Origin of the sequence: Pseudomonas sp. dw_358 (assembly GCF_018449655.1) — a bacterium.
In the GTDB taxonomy this organism is placed as follows: Bacteria; Pseudomonadota; Gammaproteobacteria; order Pseudomonadales; family Pseudomonadaceae; genus Aquipseudomonas.
The window spans coordinates 156,164-182,762 of the sequence record NZ_JAAVUX010000009.1 but is presented as its reverse complement, the minus strand read 5'-3'; the positions used below and the strand labels follow the sequence as shown (position 1 = coordinate 182,762).

Here is a 26,599-nt window from a genome sequence, read left to right as displayed (position 1 = left end):
GGTCAGCGAAAGGCATCCGCCACCTTGATCAGCACCTTGCCGAAGTTTCGCCCCTTGAGCATGCCGATAAAGGTCTGGGGGCTGTTTTCCAGACCGTCGACCACGTCTTCCAGGTGCTTGATTTCGCCGTTCTTGATGGCGGGCGCGATCTCGCGAATAAAGTCTGGAAAACAGTGGTTGAGGTCGTAGTTGATGAACCCGCGCAGGGTGATGCTTCGGGTCAGGATGCCGCGCATCAGGCCGGCAACGCTCAGGCCTGCGTCCGTTGTCGATGTGCCGTTGTAGTCGGCAATCAGGCCGCACACTGGCACTCGGGCGAATTGATTGAGCAGGGGAAACACGGCCTGCCAGATCGGCCCGCCGACGTTTTCGAAATAGACGTCGATGCCGTCCGGGCAGGCAGTGGCCAGTTGGTCAACGAAGTCTTCGGCGCGGTGGTCGATGACCACGTCAAAGCCCAGCACGTCCTTGACGAAGGCGCACTTCTCGACGCCACCGGCGATACCGACGGCCCTGGCGCCGGCCCGTTGTGCCAGCTGCCCGACCAGCGAGCCTACCGGCCCACTGGCGGCGGCCACCACCACGGTCTCGCCGGCTCGGGGCTTGCCGATTTCCCGCAAGCCCGCGTAGGCGGTGAAGCCCGGCATCCCGAGTACGCCCAAGCGCGTCTCGATGGGAGCCGTGGCCGGATCGATCTTGCGCACGCCTTCGCCGTTGGACAGCCCATGGCTGGTCCAGCCGCTGTGGGCCAGGACGATATCGCCGGCGTTAAAGCCTTCCACCTTCGAGTCCACGACCTGGGCAACCACTTCGCCGACCATGGTTTCGCCGAGCTGCACCGGCGGGCTATAGGATTTGCTGTCATTCATGCGCCCACGCATGTAAGGGTCCAGGGACAGGTACAAGGTCTTGAGGAGCATCTGGCCCGCTTGGGGCGCCTGGAGCGCCAGGCTTTCCTGGCGAAAGTCCTGCGCAGTCGGTTCGCCGTCGGGGCGTGCGGCGAGCACGATGCGTTGTGCTGTGATCGGATAAGTCATGCAGTCCTCCTGAAGGTATCGAGCCGGGCGCAAAATCGTCGCGTTGCTGGCCCATCCTTCTACGACAACGACTGCGCCGGTAATTCCCGGCAGGGTCAAGCTGATCGGCTTCGAATGATGGGCAAGTGGTCTTTTACATTGCGCCCATCATTAAAAGCAGTCAATCGGTTCAGGCTTGCCGGTAGCAGTCACCGACCTGCGCCACGGAATACCAGGCCATCAGCTCGGCGGTGCCCAGTGCATTTTCTGGCACAGTCCAGTCGGCATAGTTGCCTTCCGGGATCGGCAGGTAAGGGCCATGCTTGACCTCGAAGATCACGCCGCCCGCATCCAGGGACAGCACGGCGTGCCAGCAGTCGGCCGGAATTTCCACCACCGTGCTTTCCTCGCCGAGCACTGTGCGTCGGATGACCACGCCAGCGTCGTCGAAGATCAGCACCACGAAACGACCACTCAAGGCAAACAGCAACTCCCAGGTGTGTGCGTGAAACTGCGCACGGATGTAGGTGCCAGGCTCCATGGCGATGGCCAGGCGCTGGATCGGGTCGCTCAATTCTTCGTGCAGGTTGAGGTTGGCGCGCAGGCGAGGGGACTGCTGGGCCTTGGCGGCGAGGTCGGAAAGGGCGTCACGGGTAATTTGTTTCATGGGGACAGCCGATAAGGATCGAGCCGGCATTATGGCGCAATGCGCAGCAGGCTTGCATGCCCGCTAGCGTTCGCCGGGAATGCCGTATTTGCGCAGCCGATTGGCGATGGCGGTATGGGACGTCTGCAGCCGCGCGGCCAGTTGTCGACTGGAGGGGTAGTTCACGTACAGTTTTTCCAGCAGTTCGCGTTCGAAGCCGTCCACCGCCTGTTCCAGGCTGAGGATCTCGCCCTCGCTCTGCCGCGCCACGGAGGTGCCCGCGATGTCGAGGTCGCCGATGTCCACCAGGCTGCTGTCACAGATGGCAGCGGCGCGAAAGATGACATTCTGCAGTTGCCGAACGTTCCCTGGCCAGCGATTGCCTAGCAGCGCCGGGTAGGTTCCCGGTGCCAGACGGCACACGGGTCGCTGGATCTGCGCACAGGCCTGCTGCATGAAGTAACGGGCCAGTAACAGGATGTCCTGACCGCGCTCGCGCAAAGGCGGCACGTCGAGGTTCAGCACGTTGAGGCGATAGAACAGGTCTTCGCGAAAGCTGCCCTCCGTGACCATGGTCTCCAGGTTGCGATGAGTGGCGCTGAGAATGCGCACGTTGACCTTGACCTCGCGATCGCCGCCCACCCGCCGGAAGCTGCCATCGTTGAGAAAACGCAGCAGCTTGGCCTGCAGGTAGGGTGACATCTCGCCGATCTCGTCAAGAAACACCGTGCCCTGGTTGGCCAGCTCCATCAACCCAGGTTTGCCACCACGCTGTGCACCGGTGAAGGCGCCAGGGGCGTAGCCGAACAGCTCGCTCTCGGCGAGGTTTTCCGGCAGCGCCGCGCAGTTGAGTGCCAGGAAGGGAGCGTTGTGACGACTGCTGATGGCATGACAGGCCCGTGCCACCAATTCCTTGCCGGTCCCGGTTTCGCCCTGGATCAGCAGCGGCGCATCCAGTGTTGCGACGCGTTGGGCGCGGGCCTTGAGATGGCGGATGGCGGGCGATTCGCCCAGCAGCGAGTCGAAGCCTTCGGCGTGGTCATGGTGCAAGGCGGCCAGGCGTTCGCCCATTCGGTTGGGCGGATACAGCGTCAGCAACGCGCCGGCATCGGTGATCGGGGTGGCGTCCAGCAGCAAGGTCTGGCCGTCCAGTGTGACCTCGCGCAGGGGCAGGCGAAAACCGTGTTCCAGCAGGGCGTCGAGCAACGCGGGCTCGGCAAACAGCTCGGCCACCGATTGCCCTTCCGGCTGGTGGCCATACAGCGCCACCAAAGCCGGGTTGGCCAGCAACACATGCCCAGCGCTGTCCAGGGCCAGTACCGGATCGGTCATGGCGGCCAGCAAAGCCTCCAATTGCAGATGTCGCCGTTGCCCCGGCAGGATATCCACCACGGTCACCGCCTGCACACCGCGAATCCCCAGCAGCGCACCGCGCAACTCGTCGAGCACCTGCGAGCTCAGCTCCGGCGCATCGATGTAAACGTTGGGTGGCACCATCTCCACCGCGTCCAGGTTCAGGTTGCGAGCACCGAGCAACGCCAGGACTTCCTGGGTGATACCGACTCGGTCGATAAAGCTGACGTGGATGCGCATGGGGCGTGAAGAGGTTCCGGGCAATGGAGGCGCGCAGTATGCCTTGGTACGGAGGTTGACGAAATCGCTTCGGCCTGCAAGTCCCGCTGTGACCCATGACGTGGCTGGATTTTCATGGCCTGTTAGATCCTCAGGGTTTTACCCTTCCATCGCGAGCGCCCGTGTGCCCCCCACACCGGGAGGCTCACAGCAGGAGCGAAACGCTGCCAGGCATTCTGTGCCCGTCCCTTACTCCGTCCAGACATCGACACACATCAGCAATGTCGACGACGCATCCTGGTTCTGGATCAAATTGAATATTGATCCCCATCTGGATGCTTCGACTCAGCGAATATGCTCCGGCTGCATCGGTTCACCACTGTGCAGGTTCAGCTGCTGGCGGATATCGGCAAACATGGCATCGTACTGATGGTGTTCGATCAACGGCAGCGCCTGACTGGCGGGCAGGCCGTGCTTGCGCGCGATACGGTCGACCTTGCTGGCGAAGTTGAATGCGCTGTCGCGGGTCAGCTGGAATTGGTCTTCAAAGTTTTTGCCGGCAATGTCGCCTGCCAGCTTGAAGAGCATGCAGCTGCCTTCAGCCGGATCGGTGCAGGTTTCGTAACGCAGGTCGATGCGGTAACTCACGTCGGGCTTGGAGATGGCGCTGTGAGTGATGTGCAGGTGGCCAGGTTCGAACATGGGGAGCGCTCCGGATGGTTGACGATCTGGGGTAGACCGTCGCAGGACGGCAGCGATCCCTTTATGTCGGGACTTTCATCTAAGTGTCAATCCGTGACGGCGACCTGCTCGGGCCGGGACCAGATCCACAGGTTGACCAGCACCATGCCGCCGATGGCCGCATAGATGAACCAATGATGAGGCAGGGTCAGCCACATCACCACCGAGCACACCAGCATGCTGAGGGTCGCGCTGAGCTTGGCTTTGCGGGTGATCACTTTGCCGTTGCGCCAGTTACGGATCATGGGGCCGAATAGTTTGTGGTTTTCCAGCCAGGCGCTCAGGGCCGGTGAGCTGCGGGTCGCCGCCCAGGCCGCGAGGAGGATGAACTCGGTGGTCGGCAGGCCGGGGATGACAATGGCCACCAGACCGATTGCCAGGCTGGTGTAAGCCAGTGCGGCATACAGTAGCCGGGCAGTCCGGGAGCGTTGTGGAGGTTGAATGTCCATGGTTTCACTGCGGTGATGAACTTCATCCGGCGGCGCTCGGCCGCCGGGTGAAAGAGGATCAGGCCATTTCAGGCTAACCGGCGTAGGTGTCTTGCAAGAGTACCTGCAAGCGTGAAAAGGCATCGATGACGGCCTGGTCGGCCTGAGCCTCTTCCTCCGGGCTGAAGGACAATGCATCGAAAATCGCGTTGAATGCCCGCCAGGCCGGCATGCGGCCGCCTTCAGGTTCGGCCAGATGGCGGCCGCCGAAATGCTCATCGAAACCCATGGCGTTGGCGCGCTTGATCAGAATCGCGGCGCCGAGCTTTGAGCCTTCCGAGACGCGGATCCAGGTCAGTGCCTGAGCGCGGTTCAGTCCGCTCGGTGCTCCGGCGACGGCCGAAGGCACGGGCACGCCAAGGTCGGCGAGGTCGGCGGCGGCGGCCTCGCTGCGGCAACGTTCGGGCAAATCCGGAAACAGTGCGACCCATTCGGGATGCTGGTACAGGCCCTTCAACTCGGACTGAAAAAGGTATTGCATCTGCACGAAACGCCCGTAGCTTTCACGACTTTCGAACGGGGCATGGGCGCCGACGGTCTGTTCGAGGCTGTCATGCAGGCTCTGGCTGATGGTGCGCAGGCGGGCGGAGCGAGGCTGCGGGGTGTTGTTGCTGGTCATTGTCGGTTCCTGGAAAAGCCAATGGAAAGGGGCGCGGGTCAGATGTCCCAGACCACGTTGAGCGAAAAGTTGCGGCCCGGCTGGGTCAGGCGGTCCAGGTTGGCGGGGGCGAGTACGCCGGCCTCGCCGACGCCGTCGTAGCCGCGGACACTGTCCCATTGCCAGTACTTTTTATCGGCCAGGTTGTATAGCCCGACGTTGAGGGTAATGTCATCGCGGACTTTATAAAAGCCGGTCAGATCGAGAACGCCATATCCGGGCGTCTTGAACTGTTTGCTGGTACCGTCGGGGGCGAAGAAGGTGGTGTCGTCGACGCGGTTCTTTTTCTGCACCAGGGTCCAGCTCAGCAAGCCGCCGTACTGGCGCTGCTCGTAGCCCAGGCCCAATACTGCGGTCAGCGGGTTGACGCTGTTGAGCGGCTGGCCGCTGTCGTCGTTGCGACCGCTAAGCCAGGCCAGGGAGCCACGGCCGTACAGGCCTTCGGCCGCACCGAAGTGGTCGAGGTTCAAGCGGCCCTTGAGCTCGGTGCCGAAGATCGTCGCCCGGGCGATGTTGTGAGTCTTGAAGGTGACCATGTCGGAACCGGGGGCCACGGCGTCTTCGTTGATCAGGTCACGGTACTGGCTGTAGAACAGTGCGAGGTCGAAGTGGCCGGCATCGAAATGACCGCGCAGGCCGGTCTCGTAGCTCTGGCTGCGTTCCGGTTTCAGGTCGGGGTTGGGTTCGACGCTGACGCCTGCGCCGTCATTGGTATAACGGCCGTAGAGCATTTTCGCCGTCGGGGTGCGGAAGCCCTGGCTGTACTGGCCGTAGCCGGTGTAATGCTCGTCGAAGGCGTAGGTCACACCCAGGCGCGGGGTAAAACGATGCCAGACCTTGCTGTCATCGTTGACGGTGGCACCGCCCTCCTTGTCGACCGTACGCAGAAACTCCTCAGTGATGCGCGGGTTCATCCGCGTGTAGTCGTAGCGGGCACCAGGCAGGAAAGTCCAGTGGTTCCAGCTGATCTGGTTCTGGGCGAAAAGGCTGGCGGTGTACACCGTGGGGTCGGGGAAGTCGCTGGATTTGAGCAGGCGATCATCCGGGCTGTCGGCGCCCACTCCAACACAGTTGCGTCCAGCGTTGAGGCAGGTGCCATAGCCGCTGCGGGCACCGGTCACTTGCTGGCGTTTGAAGGTGGCGCCGTAGGTCAGCAGGTGCTCGGTGTCCCCGATGGCAAAGGCCTTGTCCAGTTGGGTATCGAATATCCACTGGCGCTCTTGGTATTGGGTGTCGCGTATCCGCAGCACGTCGCGGGTGCGTGGAACGACATAGTGTTCTTCGGTGTGCTGGTCGGTCTTGGCAATCTGGTAGTTGAGCTGCCACGTCACATGATCAGCCAAGGGGCTCAGCAGCGTGAAGTCATGGGCGATGCCGAAGCGCTCGCGACTGATGGTGTCCCAGGCTTCACGGGCCTCATACATGTTACGACCGACCCCGGCGCCGAATGGGCCACCGACAGCGCTTTTCTGGTCTGATTGGCGCCGGTCTCTGTAGTTTTCATAGGTCAGGGAGAGGCGACCGTCATCGGCGTAATCCCAGCCGGTCTTGGCCAGAATATTAGTCGTGCGCACCTCCTCCGGGTTGGCGGCGCTGCGGTTAAGACCGGTGCCGCCGGTCTCGCCGTAGGATTCGGTCTGCCGTCCGTTGCGCTGGCTCACATGCAGCAGGGCATCGAAGTCGCCGTGGCGACCGGCCAGGGTCGCGGAGTTCAGCCAACTGCGGTCCTGGGAGCTGTAGCCGGTCTTCAGGCGTGCCCCGACGTCCTGCCCGGGCTTGAGGATGTCACCAGGGTCAAGGGTGAAATAGCTCACCGCGCCGCCGATGGCGTTGCTGCCATACAGCACCGAAGCCGGACCACGCAGTATTTCCACGCGTTTGATGATTTCCGGGTCGACGTAGTTGCGCGAGCTTTGCGCATAGGGCCCGTTGAAGAAGCTGTTGGGCACTTCGACCCCATCGACCTGGGTCAGGATGCGATCGCCGTCGATGCCACGGATGTTGAAACCGCTCAGACCGCTTCGCTGGCCCGTACCACCTACCGAGACGCCGGGTTCATGACGCACCAGGTCCTGGATGGAGTTGACGTTATCCCGGTCCAGCTCGCTGCGCTCGGTGACAGTGACGGTGCTGGGCACTTTATCCACCGCCTCGGCCTGGCGCGTGGCGGTGATGCTGATGGGTTGCAGGTCGAGGGCCGGACTCGTCTTGCGCTCGGTCGCTTCTGTCGCCAGCGCCTCCTCCGCAGGCAGCGTGCACAGCATGGCTCCGGCCAGTAGGGACAGGGCATAAGGGGTGTTCGGGCGGGGTAAGGCGTAAGGCATCGATAGACGCTCCCTGACGGCAAATCATATTATTGCAAGCTATTACCAAACGGGAATTACTTGCGTTTGCTATGACTAGACGGATCAGAAAGCAGAACGCGTAAAAATAACCCCGGAAAGGGTTCACTGGTTCAGACGTTGTGCTATCTGGGCACAGACCTCGGTGATCAACTTCAACTCTTTCTGCACCGTACTGGTCGAGACCTCCAGATACTCGGCAATGTCCCCGCAGCTATGGCCGTGCAGGCGACTGAGGGAGAACACCTGTTGCTGGCGCCTGGACAGTCGGGCGATGTCCGCACTCAAGCGCAGGAGCAGGCGCTCGGCATGTGCAGCCTGGTCCAGGGTGCTCCCGGATTGGGCGATGTCATGCAAGACGGTGTCGGGCACATCCTCGATCAAGGTGTGCTCGCGCAGACGGCGTGCACGCAGGTGATCCCGTGCCAGATTGCGCGCAGTCTGGAAGAGGAAGGGCTCGAGATGTTCGATAGGGCTTCGGGCCAAGGCCCGAGTCACCCGCAGCCAGGTGTCCTGCAACAGGTCTTCGGCCGTGCTGGGGTTGCCGACCATGCGTTGCAGTGTGCGCAGCAGGGGGCGGCGATGGCGGATGAACAGGGCGTCGAAAGCTGGGCGAACCACGGGAAACAACCGGCAGAGGAGAATGCCGATGGTAATGTTTCTCGTTTGCTACTTTCTCGAAAGGAGTGTTCCAAGATATTTGCCTGCCCCGCAGGAGCAGGCAAATATCCGCCGGATCAGCTGGCGTTCACCAGCGCGAGGCAGTTGTCCAGCATGCGGTTGGAGAAGCCCCATTCGTTGTCATACCAGGCCATGACCTTGAGCATCTTGCCGTTGGTCTTGGTGTGGTTTGCATCGAAGATCGACGACAGCGGGTTGTGGTTGAAGTCGATCGACACCAGCGGCAGGGTGTTGTAGCCCAGCACCTTGGAACCTTCGCTGGCAGCCTTGAGCAGGGCATTGACCTCGGCCGCGCTGACTTCCTTGCTGACGTTGAGGGTCAGGTCCACCAGCGATACGTTGATCACCGGGACCCGGACCGCCATGCCGGTCAGCTTGCCCGCCAGTTCCGGCAGCACCAGGCCCACGGCCTCGGCGGCACCGGTCTTGCTCGGAATCATCGACTGAGTGGCCGAGCGCGCCCGGAATGGGTCGCTGTGGTACATGTCGGTCAGCACCTGGTCGTTGGTGTAGGCATGGATCGTGGTCATCAGACCTTGTTCGATACCCAATTCACGATGCAGGACCTGAGCCACCGGCGCCAGGCAGTTGGTGGTGCACGAGGCGTTGGAGATGATCTCGTGGGACTGGCGCAGCACGTCGTGGTTGACGCCATACACCACAGTGGCATCAGCGCCCTTGGCCGGTGCGGAGATGATGACTTTGCGCGCGCCGGCCTTGATGTGGGCGCTGGCCTTCTCGCGGTCGGTGAACAGACCGGTGCATTCGAACACCACGTCAATCTGCTGATCTTTCCAGGGCAGTTCGGCCGGGTTGCGAATAGCGGTAACAGTGATACGGTCATTATTGACGATCAGGCCTTCCTGATCGTGGTCCACGGTGGCGTCGAAAATGCCGTGGACGCTGTCGTACTTGAGCAGATGGGCATTGATGGCACTGTCACCGAGGTCGTTGATGGCGACGACCTGCAGGTCCTGGCGATAGCCTTGGGTATACAGTGCACGGAGTACGTTACGGCCGATCCGACCGAAGCCGTTGATTGCGATGCGAAGCGTCATGAGCAGTACCTGCTGTCAGATTATGTGATGTCCTCGTGGTGTCGAGGTCAGGACATGGCGGTCACGGAATCTGTTTTGTTGTTGGAATTACAAGATTATTCGCATAGAAATAGAAAACAAGCCTTTTTAGTGGCAATATTTTGTTTTATCTACAACGAGCGACCGGTACGTCGTCAATTTGTCGAGTCTCAAGACGCCCCCCTGTTCAAACGGAGCGCCGAACGGCAGATTGAGCATAGACGCAGAGGTCGCCCCCCATAGCCTGGAGTTTTGCCATGCACCCCCGCGTCCTTGAGGTCACCGAGCGACTGATTGCCCGTAGTCGCGCCACGCGTCAGCGATATCTGCAACTGATCCGTGACGCCGCCAGCGATGGCCCGACGCGCGGCAAGCTGCAATGTGCCAACTTCGCCCATGCTGTTGCCGGCTGTGGCACCGAAGACAAGCACAGTCTGCGCATGATGAACGCCGCCAACGTGGCGATCGTCTCGACTTACAACGACATGCTCTCCGCGCACCAGCCCTACGAAACCTACCCGGAACAGCTCAAGCAGGCCCTGCGCGAGATCGGTTCGGTCGGGCAGTTCGCCGGTGGCGCGCCGGCCATGTGCGATGGCGTGACCCAAGGTGAAGCGGGCATGGAGTTGAGCCTGGCCAGCCGTGAGGTGATCGCGCTGTCGACCGCCGTGGCCTTGTCCCACAACATGTTCGATGGCGCCCTGATGCTGGGTATCTGCGACAAGATCGTCCCTGGCTTGATGATGGGCGCCCTGCGGTTTGGCCACCTGCCGATGATTTTTGTCCCGGGCGGCCCGATGCCATCGGGCATTTCCAACAAGGAAAAAGCCGACGTACGGCAGAAATATGCCGAAGGCAAGGCCACTCGCCACGAGTTGCTGGAATCGGAGATGAAGTCCTACCACAGCCCGGGCACTTGCACCTTTTACGGCACGGCCAACACCAACCAGCTGCTGATGGAAGTCATGGGCCTGCACCTGCCCGGCGCCTCGTTCGTCAACCCCAACACCCCGCTGCGTGACGCCCTGACCCGCGAAGCCGCGTATCAGATCACCCGCCTGACCAAGGTCAGCGGCGAAAACTTCACCCCCATCGGTGAAATCGTCGACGAGAAGTCGCTGGTCAACTCCATCGTGGCCCTGCATGCCACTGGCGGCTCGACCAACCATACCTTGCATATGCCGGCCATCGCCATGGCGGCGGGCATCATCCTCACCTGGCAGGACATGGCCGACCTCTCCGAGGTGGTGCCGACCCTGTCCAATGTCTATCCCAACGGCAAGGCTGACATCAACCACTTTCAGGCCTCGGGCGGCATGTCGTTCCTGATCCGCGAACTGCTGGAAGCCGGCCTGCTCCATGAAGACGTCAACACCGTGGCCGGCCGTGGCCTGAGCCGCTACACCCAGGAGCCGTTCCTGGTGGACGGCAAGCTGGTCTGGCGCGACGGCCCCACCGAAAGTCTGGATGAGACCATCCTGCGCCCGGTCGCTCGCCCGTTCTCCAGCGAAGGCGGCTTGCGCGTGATGGAAGGCAACCTGGGCCGTGGCGTGATGAAGGTTTCGGCCGTGGCCGAACAGCACCGCGTGGTCGAGGCCCCGGCGATTGTCTTCGAAGACCAGCAGCAACTGGCCGATGCTTTCAAGGCCGGCGAACTGGAGCGTGACTTCGTGGCGGTAATGCGCTTCCAGGGCCCGCGTTCCAACGGCATGCCCGAGCTGCACAAAATGACTCCGTTTCTGGGTGTTCTGCAGGATCGCGGCTTCAAAGTGGCGTTGATTACCGACGGGCGCATGTCCGGTGCGTCGGGGAAAATTCCTGCGGCCATTCACGTCAATCCCGAGGCCCATAGCGGCGGACCACTGGCATTGCTGCAAAATGGCGATATCATCCGCGTCGACGGCATCAATGGCACCCTCGAGGTGCTCGTCGATGCCGCTGAATTGAACGCGCGCACCCCCGCCATTGGCACGTTGGCCAACGGCGTTGGCTGTGGTCGCGAGCTGTTCGGTTTCATGCGCGTGGCCTTCAGCTCGGCGGAGCAGGGCGCCAGCGCCTTTACTTCCGCACTCGAGGGACTCAAATGAAACTGGCGCTGGTCGGTGATATCGGTGGCACCAATGCGCGCTTCGCGCTCTGGGAAGAGGAGAACCTGCACTCGGTGCGGGTCTTCCCCACGGCGGACTACAGCAGCCCGGAGCAGGCCATCGCGATCTACCTGCATGACCTGGGGCTGGTACTCGGCGATATCGGTTCGGTGTGCCTGGCCGTGGCCGGGCCGGTGGACGGTGACGAGTTTCGCTTTACCAATAGCCACTGGCGCCTTGGCCGCAAGGCGTTTTGCGCCACGCTGAAGGTCGATGAACTGCTGCTGATCAACGATTTCACGGCCATGGCGCTGGGCATGACGCGCTTGCAGGACGGTGAATTTCAGACCGTCTGCCCAGGCGAGCCCGACCTGACCCGGCCGGCCGTGGTGATCGGCCCTGGCACCGGCCTTGGCGTGGGCACGCTGCTGCGCCTGGGCGAGGCGCAATGGATGGCGCTGCCAGGCGAAGGCGGCCATGTCGACCTGCCCGTCGGCACTGCGCGCGAGGCGCAACTTCGTCAATGCGTGGCCGACGAGATCGGCCATGTCAGTGCCGAGACCATCCTCAGCGGCGGCGGCCTGCTGCGTCTGTACCACGCCTTCTGCAAGCTGGATGGCCACACACCGACCTTGCAGAACCAGGCCGACATCACCAAGGCCGGCCTTGCCGGTGACCCGCTGGCACGGGCCGTGATCGACCAGTTCTGCCGCTTCCTGGGACGCGTGGCGGGCAACAACGTGTTGACCGTGGGCGGGCGTGGCGGTGTGTACATCGTCGGTGGGGTCATTCCGCACTTTCTCGAATTGTTCCTGCAAAGCGGCTTTTCCGAAAGCTTCGGCGACAAGGGCTGCATGAGCCATTATTTCAGCGGTATTCCGGTCTGGGTGGTCACCGCCGAGTTTTCCGGCCTGCTGGGTGCGGGTGTCGCCTTGCAGCAAGGGGCTCGGTAGGCGTCTAATCTGCGTTTGAAACGGCCGGGCCTTGCGCATGCAGGTACGGCCTTCGAACCTAGAACAATAAAGGACGCCAATGAGCACCGCGGGTAAGTCGATTCTGCTGGTCGACGACGACCAGGAAATTCGCGAACTGCTGCAGGCCTACCTGACGCGAGCCGGCTTTGCCGTCCGCACCACCGGGGATGGTCGTGAGTTTCGCGAAGCCCTCAACGAAGAATCCCCCGATCTGGTGATTCTCGATGTCATGCTGCCCGATGAAGATGGCTTCAGCCTGTGCCGTTGGGTGCGCCAGCATCCGCGCCTGGCCCAGGTGCCGATCATCATGCTCACCGCCAGTTCCGACGAGGCAGACCGCGTCATCGGCCTGGAACTGGGCGCCGATGATTATCTGGGCAAGCCGTTCAGTCCGCGTGAATTGCAGGCCAGGATCAAGGCCTTGTTACGCCGCGCGCAGTTCGGTCAGGAGCGCAGCGCCACTGAAATCATGGCCTTTGAAGAGTGGCGGCTGGACATCGTCAGCCATCGGCTGTTTCACACTGACGGTGAAGAGGTGTTTCTCTCGGGGGCCGACTTTGCCCTGCTCAAACTGTTTCTCGACCATCCGCAACAGATCCTCGACCGTGACACTATCGGCAATGCCACCCGCGGCCGTGAACCCATGCCGCTGGACCGTATCGTCGACATGGCCGTCAGTCGCCTGCGCCAGCGCCTGCGCGACACCGATAAACCTCCACGTCTGATACGCACCGTGCGTGGCAGCGGTTACCTGTTGGCCGCCCATGTTGCGCCTGCCTAGACGCCTGCCGATGCCGCGCTCGCTGCTCGGGCGCATGCTGCTGCTGACGTTGCTGGTGGTGACCCTGGCCCAGAGCCTCTCCAGTGTGATCTGGGTATCACAGTTGCGTGCCACTCAGTTGGAGGGGCTGGTCACCAGCGCCCGCAGCCTGGCCCATTCCATGGGGGCCAGCGTCAGCTATTTCCGCTCCCTGCCACTGGCCTATCGGCCTTTGGTGCTCGACCAGTTGCGCAGCATGGGCGGTACGCGCTTTTTCGTGTCGTTGAACGACAAGCCGCTGGGCATGCCCGCGTTGCCGGACACGCCGCGCAAGCACGCAGTCACCCAGGCGGTGGAGCAGGTGCTGCGCGAGAAGCTGGGCGTGGACATGGACATCCTGGTGACCTTCGTCAGCCCCGATGACCTGCGGATTTTCAACAGTGGCCTGAAGCTGGACGAGCTGCCGCGCTCCTGGGCGCACTATGCGTTGACCCTGGAACCCGTCAACCCACCGGTGCTGGTCACGCAGATCCAGCTGGCGCCGGGCGAATGGCTGTACATCGCGTCCCTGTTGCCGGATCCCTACACCACCCTGGAAGAGGGCGGACTGCCGGCACAACAGGTCGGTTTTCTGATCATCACCAGTGCATTCCTGTTGCTGTTCATCGGCTTGCTGGTGCACTGGCAAAGCCGGCCGCTCAAGCGTCTGGCCCGAGCCGCCCGGGACATGTCCCTTGGCGCGGTGGTGGAGGAGCCGGTGGTACAGGGGGGTGGTAGCGAAGTGGTGGAAGTGGGCCGGGCGTTCAACGCCATGCGCGCGCGCATCAGTCGTTACCTGACCGAGCGCAGCCAGTTGTTCAGCGCCATTTCCCATGACCTGCGCACGCCGATCACTCGCCTGCGCCTGCGTGTGGAACTGCTTGAGGATGAAGAGGTGCAGGCCAAGTTCAGTCGCGACCTGGACGAACTCGAATTGCTGGTCAAAGGCGCCTTGCAGTGCGTCAAGGACACCGATATCCACGAGAACATCGAACCGGTGGACCTTAACCAGCTCATGCACCACTTGATCGAGCCGTTCCTGGCCAGCGGTCGCGTCACATTGCACGGCGATGCGCGACGCCTTTATCCCGGCAAGCCGCTGGCCCTCAAGCGTTGTATCGGCAATCTGGTGGACAATGCGCTCAAGTATGGCAACACCGCGCACCTGTTCGTGGAGGACAACCGCCATGCCTTCGTGCTGCATGTGGATGACGAAGGGCCCGGTGTGCCGGAGCAACGCCAGGAACAGGTGTTCGAGCCGCACTTTCGCCTGGCTGGGCAACAGCAGGGCTACGGCCTGGGGCTGGGCATCGCGCGCAACATCGCTCACAGCCATGGCGGCGAAGTGACCCTGCAGAACCTGCGCGAAGGAGGCCTGCGGGTGACGCTGGTGTTGGGCCGTGGAGGCGATTAGCCGCCGTTGCGGACCTTCTGCCATACGCTGTTGCGCAGTTGATCGATGTCCTGTGGCAAAGGATCGAGGGTGAACAGCTTGCCCATCAACTGGTTATTCGGATAGATGGTGGGATCATCCTTGATCGCCGGCTTGACCCACTCGTCGGCGCCTTCGTTGCCGTTGGCGTATTCGACATGGTTGGTGATGTCGGCGATCACCTTGGGTTGCAGCAGGTAGTTCATGTAGGCATAGGCTGCCTTGGGGTCCGGGGCATTGACTGGCATGGCCACCATGTCGAACCACAGGCTGGAGCCTTCCCGTGGCACCGAGTAGCCGATGTCGATGCCATTGTGCTGGGCGCCGGCCGTGGCTCGCGCCTGCAACACATCACCGGAATAACCGATCGCGACGCAGATCCGGCCGTTGGCCAGGTCCGTGGTGTATTTGCCTGAGTCGAAGTAGCGGATATAGGGCCGTGCCTTGAGCCATAGCGCCTGGGCCTTGGCGTAGTCCTCGGGGTCGGTGCTGTTGGGCGACAGGCCCAAGTAGCTCAGTGCCGAGGGAATCATCGCCGCCGCGCTGTCGATGACGCCGACGCCGCATTGCTTGAGTCGGCTCAGGTATTGCGGTTTGAAGATCAGGTCCCAGGAATCCACTGGCGCCTCCTCGCCCAAAACGGCGCGAACCTTGGTGCGGTCATAGCCGATCCCGGTACTGCCCCAGAGATAGGGAAAACCATAGCGATTACCCGGATCGTTTTTTTCCAGCACATGCAGGAGCAGCGGATTGAGGTATTTCCAGTTGGGCAACTGCTGCCTGTCCAGAGGTTGCAGGTCTTTGCGTTGAATCTGTCGGGTCATGAAGTGGATGGACGGAAAAACCACGTCGTCGCCGCTGGCATGGGTGCGCAGCCGCACGTCCAGGGTGTGGTTGGTGTCGTAGGTCTCATAAGTGGGGTGAACGCCGGTGTCACGCTGGAAGTTGGCCAGCGTGTCGGGGGCGATATATTGGTTCCAGTTATAGATCTTGACCGTTTCAGCAGCCTGGCCGAGGCAGGGGGCCAGCAATAGCGCAGCGAGGAGCCGACGGGGCATTCGAGACTTCCTGAACAGCGGGATCAGAACGCTGAAATCTACGGTATCGAGCGGTTCCCGAGCAAGCACGGCCCTACGTACTGCTTCTGGACCGAGCGTGCTCGGGAACGGGCTCCCTCCATTCAGAACCTTACAAAAACTGCTCTGCATAGTGACAAGCCACTTGTCGCGTATCCACTCGTCGCAGTGCCGGTATCTCCGTGGCGCAGCGCTCGGTCGCATAGGGGCAGCGCTTGTGGAAGGCGCAGCCGCTGGGCGGATCGAGCGGGTTGGGCAGCTCGCCGACGATCTTGATCTTCGGCTTCAGCGGGTCGGGCTTCAGGGTCGGCGTGGCCGACAGCAGCGCTTGGGTGTAAGGGTGCAGCGGGCGCGTATAGAGGTCCTCCTTGGGCCCCATTTCCGCTGGGCGACCGAGGTACATCACCAACACATCGTCCGCCACATGGCGCACCACCGCCAGGTTGTGGGAAATGAACACATAGGCCGTGTTGAATTCCTGTTGCAGGTCCATGAACAGGTTCAACACCTGCGCCTGGATCGACACGTCCAGCGCCGAGGTCGGCTCGTCCGCCACCAGCACCTTGGGCTGCAGCATCATGGCCCGTGCCAGGGCGATACGCTGGCGCTGGCCGCCGGAGAACATGTGCGGGTAGCGCTGGTAATGCTCCGGGCGCAGCCCCACCTGCTGCATCATCGCCTGCACCTTGGCTCGGCGCTCGGCCTTGGACAGGGTGGTGTTGATCAACAAGGGCTCGCCCAGTTGATCGCCGATCTTCTGCCGCGGGTTGAGGGAGGCGTAGGGGCTCTGGAAGACCATCTGTACGTCGCGACGCAGTTGCTTGCGCTCATCTTTGCTGGCCCCCGCCACTTCCTGGCCGGCAATTTTCAGCGAACCGGAGGAAGGTTCCTCGATGAGGGTCAAGGCGCGGGCCAGCGTTGACTTGCCGCAGCCGGACTCACCGACCACGGCCAGGGTCTTGCCGGCCTCCAGTTCGAACGACACGCCATTCAAGGCGCGCACCAGGGCGTGGCCCTTGAACAGGCCACGGGAAACTTCATAGTGACGGGTAAGGTCGCGGGCGGTCAGAACGACGCTCATTACGCCACCTCCTGATTCAACGGGTAGAAGCAGCGCGCGAGGCTCTGCGCTTTGGGGTCCAGGGCCGGGCGCTGGCTGCGGCAGTCTTCACGTACGTACGGGCAGCGCGGCGACAGCAGGCAACCCTGCGGTCGATCATAACGGCCAGGAACGATGCCGGGCAGCGTGGCCAGGCGCTCGGCGCCCTCGCTGTGCTCGGGGATCGCCATCAGCAGCGCTTCGCTGTAGGGGTGGGCCGGGACGTCGAACAGTTGCGGCACGTGCCCGACCTCCACCGCTTGCCCGGCATACATCACGCAGACGCGCTGGGCGGTTTCGGCAACCACGGCGAGGTCGTGGGTGATCAGGATCAGGCCCATGTTCTGTTCCTGCTGCAGGCTGAGCAGCAATTCCATGATCTGTGCCTGAATGGTCACGTCCAGGGCGGTAGTCGGCTCGTCGGCGATCAGCAGCTTGGGTTCCCCGGCGATGGCCATCGCGATGGCCACACGCTGGCTCATGCCGCCGGACAGTTGATGGGGGTAGGCATCCAGACGGCTCTCGGCTCCCGGGATTTCGACTTTTTTCAGCAGCTCAAGGGCGCGTTGACGGGCGGCCTTGCGGGACATGTCCAGGTGCTGGCGCAGCACTTCTTCGATCTGGAAGCCCACGGTGTAGCTGGGGTTGAGGGCGGTCATGGGGTCCTGAAAAATCATCGCCAGGTCCTTGCCCACTACCTTGCGTCGTTGTCGGGCATTGAGCTTGAGCATGTCGTGCCCATCGAACTGCAGCGCGTCGGCGGTGACGATGCCGGGGGCATCGATCAGGCCCATCAGCGCCATCATGGTCACGGATTTGCCAGAGCCTGACTCGCCGACGATGGCCAGCACTTCGCCTTTTTCCACGCTCAAGTCCAGGCCGTCGACCACAGGGACGGCCTTGCTGTCGCCGAAGCGAACGTTGAGATTCTTGATTTCAAGCAGTGACATGGGAATCTCCTCAGGCGGCGTTCTTGAGTTTCGGGTCCAGCGCATCGCGCAGGCCGTCACCCATCAGGTTGATTGCCAGCACGCTGAGCAAAATGGTCAGGCCGGGCAGGCTGACGACCCACCAGGCACGCTCGATGTAGTCACGCGCCGAGGCCAGCATGGTGCCCCACTCAGGCGTGGGCGGTTGCACACCCAGACCGAGGAAGCCCAATGCCGCCGCGTCGAGGATGGCCGAGGAGAAACTCAAGGTAGCCTGCACGATCAACGGTGCCATGCAGTTGGGCAGTACGGTGACGAACATCAGGCGCGGCAGCGAGGCACCGGCCAGGCGTGCGGCGGTCACGTAATCGCGGTTCAGTTCACCCATGACGGCTGCACGGGTCAGGCGCACATAGGACGGCAGGGAGACGATGGCGATGGCAATCACGGTGTTGATCAGCCCAGGGCCAAGGATGGCGACGATGGCCACGGCCAGCAGCAGCGAGGGCAGCGCCAGCATCACGTCCATCAGGCGCATGATCGAGGGGCCGAGCACCCTGGGGAAGAAACCGGCCAGCAGGCCCATCAGGATGCCCGGAATCAACGACATGACCACCGACGACAGGCCGATCAGCAGCGACAGCCGCGAGCCCTGGATGAGGCGTGACAGCAGGTCCCGGCCGAGTTCGTCGGTGCCCAGCAGGAATTTCCACTGGCCGCCTTCCAGCCACACTGGCGGCGTCAGGGTGAAATCACGAAACTGTTCGGCAGGGTCGTGGGGCGCCACCCAGGGGGCAAACAACGCGCAGAAGACGATCAACAGCATGAAGGCCAGGCCGGCAACGGCACCCTTGTTCTTGGCAAAGGCTTGCCAGAATTCCTTGTAGGGGGACGGATACAGCAGGCTTTGATCAACGGCCACAGCGGGGGTAGGGGTACTCATCGATCGATCCTCAGCGCTGATGGCGGATGCGTGGGTTGGCCAGGCCGTAGAGGATGTCCACCACGAAGTTGACCAGGATCACCAGGCAGGCGATCAACAGGATGCCGTTCTGCACGACGGGGTAGTCGCGCGCGCCAATGGCTTCGATCAGCCACTTGCCGACGCCCGGCCACGAGAAAATGGTTTCGGTCAGGACTGCGCCAGCCAGCAGCGTGCCCACTTGCAGGCCGAACACCGTCAACACCGGGATCAGCGCGTTGCGCAGGCCGTGCACGAAGACCACCCGGGCCGGCGACAGGCCTTTGGCCCGGGCGGTGCGCACATAGTCTTCACGCAGCACTTCGAGCATGGAGGAGCGGGTCATGCGGGCGATGACCGCCAGGGGAATGGTACCCAGTACGATGGCCGGCAGAATCAGGTGGCGCAGGGCGTCGAGGAACGAGCCTTCCTGGTCGCTGAGCAGGGTGTCGATCAGCATGAAGCCGGTTTTCGGCTCGATGTCGTAGAGCAGGTCGATGCGCCCGGACACAGGGGTCCAGCCCAGCTTGACCGAGAAGAACATGATCAGGATCAGGCCCCACCAGAAGATCGGCATCGAATACCCCGCCAGGGAGATGCCCATGACCCCATGGTCGAACAGTGATCCTCGCTTGAGCGCTGCGATCACCCCGGCCAGCAGGCCGAAGATGCCGGCGAAGATCAGTGCTGCGATGGACAACTCCAGGGTCGCCGGGAAGAGGGTGGTAAATTCCGTCCAGACACTGGTACGGGTGCGCAGCGACTCGCCCAGATTGCCGTGGGCGAGGTTGCCCACGTAATCGATGTACTGCGCGTAGAGCGGTTTGTTCAGGCCCAGTCGTTCCATGGCCTGTGCATGCATTTCGGGGTCTACCCGGCGCTCGCCCATCATCACTTCCACAGGGTCGCCGGGAATGAGGCGTATCAACGCAAAGGTCAACAAGGTGATGCCGAAGAAGGTAGGGATCAACAATCCCAATCGGCGGGCAATAAAGCTAAACATCCTGGGGAGTACCTCGGTTCATCAGCCGGTTAGGCAAGCCCGCCTCCCGTGCCGGTTCAGGCACTGGGGCGGACGTTGTTTTACTTCACCTGGGTGGTAGCGAAGTTATTATTGGTCATCGGGCTGGTGTGGAAGCCTTCGACATTCTTGCGTGTTGCACTGAACAGTTTCGGGTGGGCCAGGCTGAGCCATGGCTGTTGGTCGTGGAACACCACCTGAGCCTGTTGGTAGAGCGCCGCACGGGCGGCCGGTTCACTTTCGCCGCGCGCCTTGGTAATCAAGGCGTCGAAGTCCTTGTTGCACCAGCGTGCGGAGTTTTCTCCGGTGATGGCAGCGTCGCAACTGAGGTTGGGCGTGAGAAAGTTGTCCGGGTCGCCATTATCCCCTGCCCAGCCATAAAACAGCAGGTCATGTTCGCCCGACTTGGCACGTTTGTTCAGCTCGCCCCATTCGAAGACTCGGATATCGCCGTTGAGGCCGACCTTGGCCAGATCCGCTTGCAACAATTGCGCCGCCAAGGTGGGATTGGGATTGGTCGCGCCACCACCATTGCGGGTGAAGATGGTGAACGTGGTGCCTTCCGGTACGCCGGCTTCCTTTAGCAGCTCCCGAGCCTTGGCCGGGTCATGAGGTGTATCGACAATGCTTTTGTCATAGCCCAGCAGCGTCGCAGGGTAGGGGTTGGTGGCCAAGGTAGCGTTGTCTTTGCCGAACAGGTTGTTGACCAGGTTGGGTTTGTCCAGCGCCATCTGCAGGGCTCGGCGCACGCGTACGTCGCTCAACCATTTGTGCTGGGTATTGATGGCCACGAAGCTGGTCATCAGCGCATCCATTTGATCCAGGTGCAGGTTCGGGTCGGCTTTGATGCTGGCGACGTCTTCGGGCTTGGGATAGACCATCACCTGGCATTCGTTGGCGCGCAGTTTTTGCAGGCGCACGTTGCTGTCCGTGGTGATGGCAAACACCAGCGGGTCGGCGGGCGGCTTGCCTTTGTAGTAGTCGGGGTTGGCCTTGTAGCGCACTTGCGCATCCTTGGAATAACGCACCAGGATGAATGGCCCAGTGCCCACGGGCTTGCTGTTGATCTCGTCGGTTTTGCCGGCCTTGAGCAATTGATCGGCGTATTCGCTGGAGTAGATCGAGGCGAAGCCCATCGCCATGTCGCGCAGGAACGGCGCTTCGGCGCGCTTGAGGGTGAAGCGCACGGTGTAGTCGTCGAGCTTGTCGATGGCCGTGATCAGGTTCTGCAGGCCCATGGATTCAAAATAGGGGAAGCCCAGCGGGGCCTTGTCGTGCCACGGATGCCTGGGGTCCAGTTGGCGCTGAAAACTCCACAGCACATCGTCGGCGTTCATCTCGCGGGTCGGCTTGAAGTAGTCGGTGGTCTGAAACTTCACCCCGTGGCGCAGATGAAACGTGTATTGGGTGCCGTCCGGGCTGATTTCCCAGCGTTCGGCCAGGCCCGGTTGGGTGTCGGTAGTCCCGGGGGTGAAATCCACGAGGCGGTTGAAGATGGTTTCCGAAGCAGCGTCGGCGGTGGTGGCAGTGGTGTACTGCACAATATCGAAACCCTCCGGGCTGGCTTCTGTACAGACCACCAGCGGTTTGGCTTGAACGCCGATGCTGGCTCCGAGCAAGGCTGCGGCCAATGCAGCGAGTTTTAGCGTTTTCATCAGGCACCTCTGCGGTCTAGTGAGCGGGATTGCCATGACCGATTCTTCGAACCGGCCATGGCGTTGGTTTACGGCATTACAAGAGGGTGAATGGAATCGTGGTCACCAGGCGGAACTCGTTGAGGCTGCCGTCGATCTGGTTGGCGCTGGCGCGGTGGGCAGAGTACGTGGCGCGAACCACGCTGTTCTTGAGCGGCCCGGTCTGCACGTCATAGGAGGTGCCCACGCCGTATTCGTAGTGGTGCTCGCCTTTCATCGCGTTCAGGCCGCTGTAGCCTGTGCCCTTGTAGTGGGTACCGTCGATGCCCCAGCCACGCGCTTGATACAGGCTGAACTTCAGGCCGGGCACGCCGTACTCGGCCATGTTCAGGCCATAGGCCACTTGAAGGGATTTCTCGTTCGGTCCGTTGAAATCCGACATCAGGGAGTTGGCCAGGAAGATGCCGTTGGTTTCGTTCAGGTAGTCGAAGTACTCGTTGCCCGAGTTCTCCTGATAGGCAAGGGTCAGGCTGTGGGCCTTGTGGGTCGCGGTGAATGCCAGGCTGTAGGTGTTGTTGTCGATCGCGCCCAGCAGGTTCTTGCCGGTGTTCTTGGTCTTGTAGTAGTTCAGGTTGGTGGTCAGGCCGAGCACTTGGGGGTCGCCCAATTCATGCTTGGCGCCCAGGTAGTACTGGTTCCACAGGTCCTGCGCCTGAGTGGCGTACAGGCTGGTGGACAGACTCTCGAGCGGCTGATAGTTGAGGCCGGCGGTGTGCACGTGATCGGCACTGACTGCGCGGCTGCCGTACTCGGAAACGAACTTTCTCAGGCCTTGTTCGCTGCGAGGCGAGAGGCGGTCGAAGGTGGCAAGGTCGAAGGACAGGTTGTTGAACTCGGCACTGTTGATGGCCAGGCCCTGGAAGCTGGAAGGCAAGGCGCGGTTGCCGATGGTGGAGACCATGGGCGTATCCATGTTCTGGCGGCCTGCGGTCAACGTGGTGTTGGACACGCGGAACTTGATGTTGCCCAGCCCCAGCTTGCTCCATTGGCCCACAGCATCGCCGCTGTTATCGACCAGGGTGCGGTTGAAGCGTCCGCCGGCAAGGTCACGCCGGCTACGGTCCAGAGCGACCGCGTTATACAGCGCCATCTCGGTGCTCACGCCGACAGTACCTTGGGTGTAACCGGAGCCGTAGGTGAGGATGGTGCCCTGCACGGCTTGAATCGCTCGCGAAGTGGGCACCTGTGTACCGTCCTTGTTGTAGCTGAAGCGCAAGTCTCGGCGTGTCATTTCGTTGGAGTACCAGGTACGCGTGCTGCCTCCCAGTGTCTGCCCTTCAATGAAACCTTTGGCGTTGGCCTGGGCACTGGTGCCGGCGCGCTTGGTGGAGATGAATTCCTGACTGACAATTTCCGCGTTCGCCAGGCCGCTGATGCTGCCTATGGAAAGTGCCAACAACGTCTTTTTGATGCTCATTTGAAGCTCCTTGTTTTCGCAGATCCCATCGAGTGAGCCTGCTTAATTGTGGTGTTGCCTGTGTTGCAGTGGGCCGCTGCAAGTGTTTGCAGCGGGAGGGGCGCGCCCCTTTCGGTGAAAGCGGCGCGAGCGTAGCCACAGCTGGCGAAATGCCTGCTCCAGCGTGCCTGGGGTTGATCGGCGTCGAATACGCGTGGCCGTGACAAGCCCGAAGCTAAAGCTTCAGGTCATGCCCGTACAGACGACGAGTTCCGAATTGTGTGAAGGAAATTTCCGAAAGTGCGCCCGGTAGGCTGATCCATGCCGTAGGAGACGATCTTCTATTTCCAGGTGTTGCGACAGCCGCCGTGGCGGCGCTCGAAAGCACCGCCACAGAAAGCCTTACTTGATGCCTACGCCGTAGAAGGAGTTCAGGCCCAGCGGGCTGATCTTGAAGTCCACTACATTGGCGCGCATGGGCTGATACACCGTGGAGTGTGCGATCGGCGTCAGCGGTACCTGGTCCTTGAGCATATGTTGCGCCTGCTTGTAGAACTCGGTGCGCTTGGCCTGATCGGAAGTGCCTTTGCCGGCCTTGATCAGCTTGTCGTAGTCGGCATTGCACCACTTGGCAAAGTTGTTGCCGTTGATGGCATCGCAGCCAAACAGGGTACCCAGCCAGTTATCCGGGTCACCGTTGTCGCCGCTCCAGCCAATGAGCATGGCGTCCGTCTCGCCCGCCTTCGCGCGCTTGATGTACTCGCCCCACTCGTAGGTAACGATCTTGGCCTTGATTCCGACCTTGGCCCAGTCCGATTGCAGCATTTCAGCCATCAGCTTGGCATTGGGGTTGTACGGGCGCTGGACCGGCATGGCCCACAGCTGGATCTCGGTACCGTCGGCGACGCCGGCAGCCTTGAGCAGCTCCTTGGCTTTCTCGGGGTTGTAGCCGGCATCCTTGATGGTGGTGTCATACGACCATTGGGTCGGCGGCATGGCGTTGACCGCCAGTTGGCCCGCGCCCTGGTACACCGCATCGATGATCTGCTGCTTGTTCACCGCCATGTCCAGGGCGCGACGGACATTGACGTTGTCCAGTGGCTTGTGGGTGACGTTGTACGAAATGTAACCGAGGTTGAAGCCCGCCTGATTAGGCATCTGCAGGTTCTTGTCTTCGCTCAGCGGCTTGATGTCGGCCGGGCGCGGGTAGGCAGTGACCTGGCACTCGTTCTTCTTGAGCTTCTGCATGCGCACCGAGGCGTCGGTGGTGATGGCGAAGATCAGGTTGTCGATCTTGACGTCATCAGGGTTCCAGTAGTCCTTGTTACCCTTGTAGCGAATCTGCGCATCTTTCTGATACTTGCTGAAAATGAACGGGCCGGTGCCGATGGGCTTCTGGTTGATGTCCTCGGGCTTGCCTTCCTTGAGCAGCTGGGCTGCGTATTCAGCCGACTGGATCGACGCGAAGCTCATGGCCATGTCCTGGATGAACGCCGCATCGACGCCGTTCAAGGTGAACTTGACGGTGTGGTCGTCGACTTTCTCCACCTTGGCAATGTTGGTGTCCATGCCCATGTCGGTGAAGTAAGGGAATTCGGTGGGGTACGCCTTGCGGAACGGCATGTTCTTGTCGAGCATGCGGTCGAAGGTGAACAGCACGTCGTCGGCGTTGAACGTGCGGGTCGGCTTGAAGTAGTCGGTAGTGTGGAACTTGACGCCGTCACGCAGGTGAAAAACGTAGGTCAGGCCGTCGGGGGAAACGTCCCAGCTGGTCGCCAGGCCTGGAATGACCGTAGTGCCGCCGCGCTGGAATTGGGTCAGACGGTTGAAAATGGTTTCAGCCGAAGCATCGAAGTCGGTTCCGGTGGTGTACTGGGCCGGGTCGAAACCCGCCGGGCTGCCTTCGGAGCAGAACACCAGATTGCTGGCCGCGTGCGCAAAGGGGGCGCTGGCCAGCAAGCTTGCTCCTACCAGAAACGGAATGACTGCGTGTTTGAGCATGGTGGCCTCATTGTTGTCATTTTGAATTGAGGACGACCTCGTGAGTCGACCTGCCGATACTTATGCAGGCCGCATACCCAAATCAAGGTTCTGGAGAAAATAGCTAGCGACAGAGTGGTACGCGCGTCCAAAAATGTCGCATGGATATAAAAAATCCTTCATTTGAACGTTTGCTACTGAATATTTCAGTGCAGAGGGCGCACCACAACCCCCGAATCGAGTGAATATGCGCACTCGATTGGGGCGCTCGGTATCACTTGCTCAGGCTGACACCGTAGAACGGCGTGAGGCCGAAGGGGCTGATCTTGAAGTCCTGGACTTCCTTCCTCATCGGCTGGAACACCGTGGAGTTGGCGATCGGGGTGATAGGCACCTGTTCCTTCAATATCTTCTGCGCCTGCTGGTACAGTTTCACGCGCTCGTCGCGGTTGCTGGAGAGCTTGGCCTGCTGGATCAGCTTGTCGTAGGCGGGGTCGCACCACTTGGCATAGTTGCTGCCCTTGACGGCTGCGCAGCTGTAGAGCACACCCAGCCAGTTGTCGGGGTCACCATTGTCGCCGGTCCAGCCGTAGATCATCACATCGTGCTCGCCTTGCTTGGCGCGCTTGATGTATTCGCCCCATTCGTAGCTGACGATATTGGCCTTGATGCCGACCTTGGCCCAGTCGTTCTGAATCATCTGTGCCGACATGCGGGCATTGGGGTTGGACGCGCGCTGCACGGTCATGGCCCAGAGGTTGAGCTCGGTGCCCTCTTTTACGCCGGCCTCCTTGAGCAACTGGCGCGCCTTGGTCGGGTCGTAGGGGGCGTCCTTGATGCTCGGATCGAATGACCACTGGCCTGGCGGCAATGCGTTCTGGGCCAGTTGCCCTGCGCTCTGGTACACCGCCTTGATGATGGCCGGCTTGTCGATGGCCATGTCCAGCGCCTGACGTACCTTGAGTTGGTCAAGGGGCTTGTGGGTCACGTTATAGGCGAGAAAGCCCAGGTTGAAACCGGGCTGGCTGAGCACCTTGAGGTCCGGGTCCTCTTTGGCCACTTCGATGTCCTCAGGCCTCGGGTAGCCGCTGACCTGGCACTCGTTACGCTTGAGTTTCTGCAAGCGCACGGCGGCATCGGGGGTGATGGCGAAGATCAGGTTGTCGATCTTGACGTCTTCGGGCTTCCAGTAGGCCTTGTTGGCGACGAAGCGGATCTGGGCATCTTTCTGGTAGCGCTTGAACACGAAGGGGCCAGTGCCGATGGGCAACTGGTTCAAATCGGCCGCCTTGCCTTCCTTGAGCAACTGGGCGGCGTATTCGGCGGATTGTACCGAGGCGAAGCTCATGGCCAGGTTCTGCACGAATGCAGCGTCGACGTTGTTGAGCTGGAACACCACGGTCTGCTGGTCGGTCTTGCTCACGGACTTGATCGTGCTGTCCAGGCCCATGTCGGTGAAGTACGGCGACTCGGAAGGGTAGGCCTTGCGGAACGGCATGTCCTTGTCCAGAAGACGCTGGAAGGTGAACAGCACGTCGTCGGCGTCGAAGTCGCGGGTCGGCTTGAAGTAGTCGGTGGTGTGAAACTTCACGCCCTGGCGCAGGTGAAAGGTGTAGGTCAGGCCGTCGCTGGAGACATCCCAGGCGGTGGCGAGCCCCGGCTCGACTTCGGTGCCGCCACGCTTGAACTGGGTCAGGCGATTGAAGACGGTTTCAGCCGAAGCATCGAAGTCGGTCCCGCTGGTGTACTGACTGGGGTCGAAGCCGGCGGGGCTGGCTTCCGAGCAGTAGACCAGGGTGCTGGCCGCCTGGGCCAGCGGTGTCGTGCAGAGCAGGGCAGCCAGCAGCAAAGGTTTGAAGGCGGATCGATCCATGGGGGCCTCTGGGCAGTTGAGATCATGCAGCCCGGCAGGTGTACCGCGTTACGGCCAT

Annotated in this window: 21 protein-coding genes and 1 pseudogene; 4 read left to right on the top strand and 18 right to left on the bottom strand. The window is 61.6% G+C overall.

What is annotated here, in order from left to right; genetic code table 11:
- Positions 1–2: 2 nt before the first annotated feature.
- From HB675_RS15485 to gap, 9 genes and pseudogenes are all read right to left on the bottom strand, one after another.
- The gene (locus tag HB675_RS15485; protein WP_213879205.1) at positions 3–1,037 is read right to left on the bottom strand and encodes an NADP-dependent oxidoreductase; all 1,035 of its coding nucleotides are present in this window, start codon (positions 1,035–1,037) and stop codon (positions 3–5) included.
- Between the two features lie 169 nt (positions 1,038–1,206).
- Positions 1,207–1,683, bottom strand: a complete 477-nt coding sequence (locus HB675_RS15480; protein WP_213879204.1) for a WbuC family cupin fold metalloprotein — start codon at positions 1,681–1,683, stop codon at positions 1,207–1,209.
- A gap of 63 nt (positions 1,684–1,746) precedes the next feature.
- Positions 1,747–3,255, bottom strand: a complete 1,509-nt coding sequence (locus HB675_RS15475; RefSeq protein WP_213879203.1) for a sigma-54-dependent transcriptional regulator — start codon at positions 3,253–3,255, stop codon at positions 1,747–1,749.
- 324 nt (positions 3,256–3,579) lie between these two features.
- Complete coding sequence (locus tag HB675_RS15470) at positions 3,580–3,936, bottom strand: DUF5064 family protein (RefSeq protein WP_213879202.1); 357 nt, start codon at positions 3,934–3,936, stop codon at positions 3,580–3,582.
- 86 nt (positions 3,937–4,022) lie between these two features.
- Entirely contained in the window at positions 4,023–4,424 is a 402-nt protein-coding gene (locus HB675_RS15465; RefSeq protein WP_256737566.1) for a YbaN family protein, read from the bottom strand.
- 73 nt (positions 4,425–4,497) lie between these two features.
- Positions 4,498–5,082 (bottom strand): biliverdin-producing heme oxygenase, encoded by a 585-nt coding sequence (locus tag HB675_RS15460; RefSeq protein ID WP_213879200.1) that lies wholly within the window; start codon positions 5,080–5,082, stop codon positions 4,498–4,500.
- A 38-nt stretch (positions 5,083–5,120) separates the two neighbouring features.
- Positions 5,121–7,418, bottom strand: a pseudogene (locus HB675_RS15455) (TonB-dependent hemoglobin/transferrin/lactoferrin family receptor); the annotation flags it as partial.
- 150 nt (positions 7,419–7,568) lie between these two features.
- Positions 7,569–8,084: a sigma-70 family RNA polymerase sigma factor gene (locus HB675_RS15450; protein WP_213879199.1), complete on the bottom strand. Its 516-nt coding sequence runs from the start codon at positions 8,082–8,084 to the stop codon at positions 7,569–7,571.
- A gap of 116 nt (positions 8,085–8,200) precedes the next feature.
- The gene (gene gap / locus HB675_RS15445; protein WP_213879198.1) at positions 8,201–9,202 is read right to left on the bottom strand and encodes a type I glyceraldehyde-3-phosphate dehydrogenase; all 1,002 of its coding nucleotides are present in this window, start codon (positions 9,200–9,202) and stop codon (positions 8,201–8,203) included.
- Between the two features lie 275 nt (positions 9,203–9,477).
- Here gap and edd point away from each other — a divergent pair, with 275 nt between their 5' ends.
- The 4 genes from edd to HB675_RS15425 all read left to right on the top strand — a co-directional run bounded on the left by edd (position 9,478) and on the right by HB675_RS15425 (position 14,494).
- Complete coding sequence (edd, locus tag HB675_RS15440; RefSeq protein ID WP_213879197.1) at positions 9,478–11,307, top strand: phosphogluconate dehydratase; 1,830 nt, start codon at positions 9,478–9,480, stop codon at positions 11,305–11,307.
- Entirely contained in the window at positions 11,304–12,260 is a 957-nt protein-coding gene (locus tag HB675_RS15435) for a glucokinase (RefSeq protein ID WP_213879196.1), read from the top strand. The genes edd and HB675_RS15435 overlap by 4 nt, the downstream gene beginning before the upstream one ends.
- A gap of 79 nt (positions 12,261–12,339) precedes the next feature.
- Positions 12,340–13,062 (top strand): response regulator transcription factor, encoded by a 723-nt coding sequence (locus tag HB675_RS15430; RefSeq protein WP_213879195.1) that lies wholly within the window; start codon positions 12,340–12,342, stop codon positions 13,060–13,062.
- Complete coding sequence (locus HB675_RS15425) at positions 13,046–14,494, top strand: ATP-binding protein (protein ID WP_275957928.1); 1,449 nt, start codon at positions 13,046–13,048, stop codon at positions 14,492–14,494. Before HB675_RS15430 ends, HB675_RS15425 begins: the two co-directional genes overlap by 17 nt.
- On the opposite strand, the gene HB675_RS15420 is transcribed toward HB675_RS15425, so the two are convergent.
- The 9 genes from HB675_RS15420 to HB675_RS15380 all read right to left on the bottom strand — a co-directional run bounded on the left by HB675_RS15420 (position 14,491) and on the right by HB675_RS15380 (position 26,541).
- Positions 14,491–15,570 (bottom strand): polyamine ABC transporter substrate-binding protein, encoded by a 1,080-nt coding sequence (locus tag HB675_RS15420; RefSeq protein WP_213879194.1) that lies wholly within the window; start codon positions 15,568–15,570, stop codon positions 14,491–14,493. The two genes, HB675_RS15425 and HB675_RS15420, sit on opposite strands and share 4 nt — an antisense overlap.
- Positions 15,571–15,700: 130 nt before the next feature.
- Positions 15,701–16,669: a peptide ABC transporter ATP-binding protein gene (locus HB675_RS15415; protein WP_213879193.1), complete on the bottom strand. Its 969-nt coding sequence runs from the start codon at positions 16,667–16,669 to the stop codon at positions 15,701–15,703.
- On the bottom strand, positions 16,669–17,637 hold the full coding sequence (locus HB675_RS15410) for an oligopeptide/dipeptide ABC transporter ATP-binding protein (protein ID WP_213879192.1): 969 nt from the start codon (positions 17,635–17,637) through the stop codon (positions 16,669–16,671). The genes HB675_RS15415 and HB675_RS15410 overlap by 1 nt, the downstream gene beginning before the upstream one ends.
- Before the next feature lie 10 nt (positions 17,638–17,647).
- Positions 17,648–18,559, bottom strand: coding sequence for an ABC transporter permease subunit (locus tag HB675_RS15405; protein WP_213879191.1), 912 nt, complete (start codon positions 18,557–18,559; stop codon positions 17,648–17,650).
- Positions 18,560–18,569: 10 nt separating this feature from the next.
- Positions 18,570–19,580 carry an ABC transporter permease subunit gene (locus HB675_RS15400; protein ID WP_213879190.1) on the bottom strand — a complete coding sequence of 337 codons (1,011 nt, stop codon included), beginning with the start codon at positions 19,578–19,580 and terminating at the stop codon, positions 18,570–18,572.
- A gap of 80 nt (positions 19,581–19,660) precedes the next feature.
- Complete coding sequence (locus HB675_RS15395; RefSeq protein WP_213879189.1) at positions 19,661–21,253, bottom strand: ABC transporter substrate-binding protein; 1,593 nt, start codon at positions 21,251–21,253, stop codon at positions 19,661–19,663.
- A 76-nt stretch (positions 21,254–21,329) separates the two neighbouring features.
- On the bottom strand, positions 21,330–22,709 hold the full coding sequence (locus HB675_RS15390) for an OprD family outer membrane porin (protein ID WP_213879188.1): 1,380 nt from the start codon (positions 22,707–22,709) through the stop codon (positions 21,330–21,332).
- A gap of 381 nt (positions 22,710–23,090) precedes the next feature.
- A complete protein-coding gene (locus tag HB675_RS15385; RefSeq protein WP_213879187.1) occupies positions 23,091–24,689 on the bottom strand; it encodes an ABC transporter substrate-binding protein in 1,599 nt (532 codons plus the stop codon).
- Between the two features lie 253 nt (positions 24,690–24,942).
- On the bottom strand, positions 24,943–26,541 hold the full coding sequence (locus tag HB675_RS15380) for an ABC transporter substrate-binding protein (protein ID WP_213879186.1): 1,599 nt from the start codon (positions 26,539–26,541) through the stop codon (positions 24,943–24,945).
- Between the last annotated feature and the right edge of the window lie 58 nt (positions 26,542–26,599).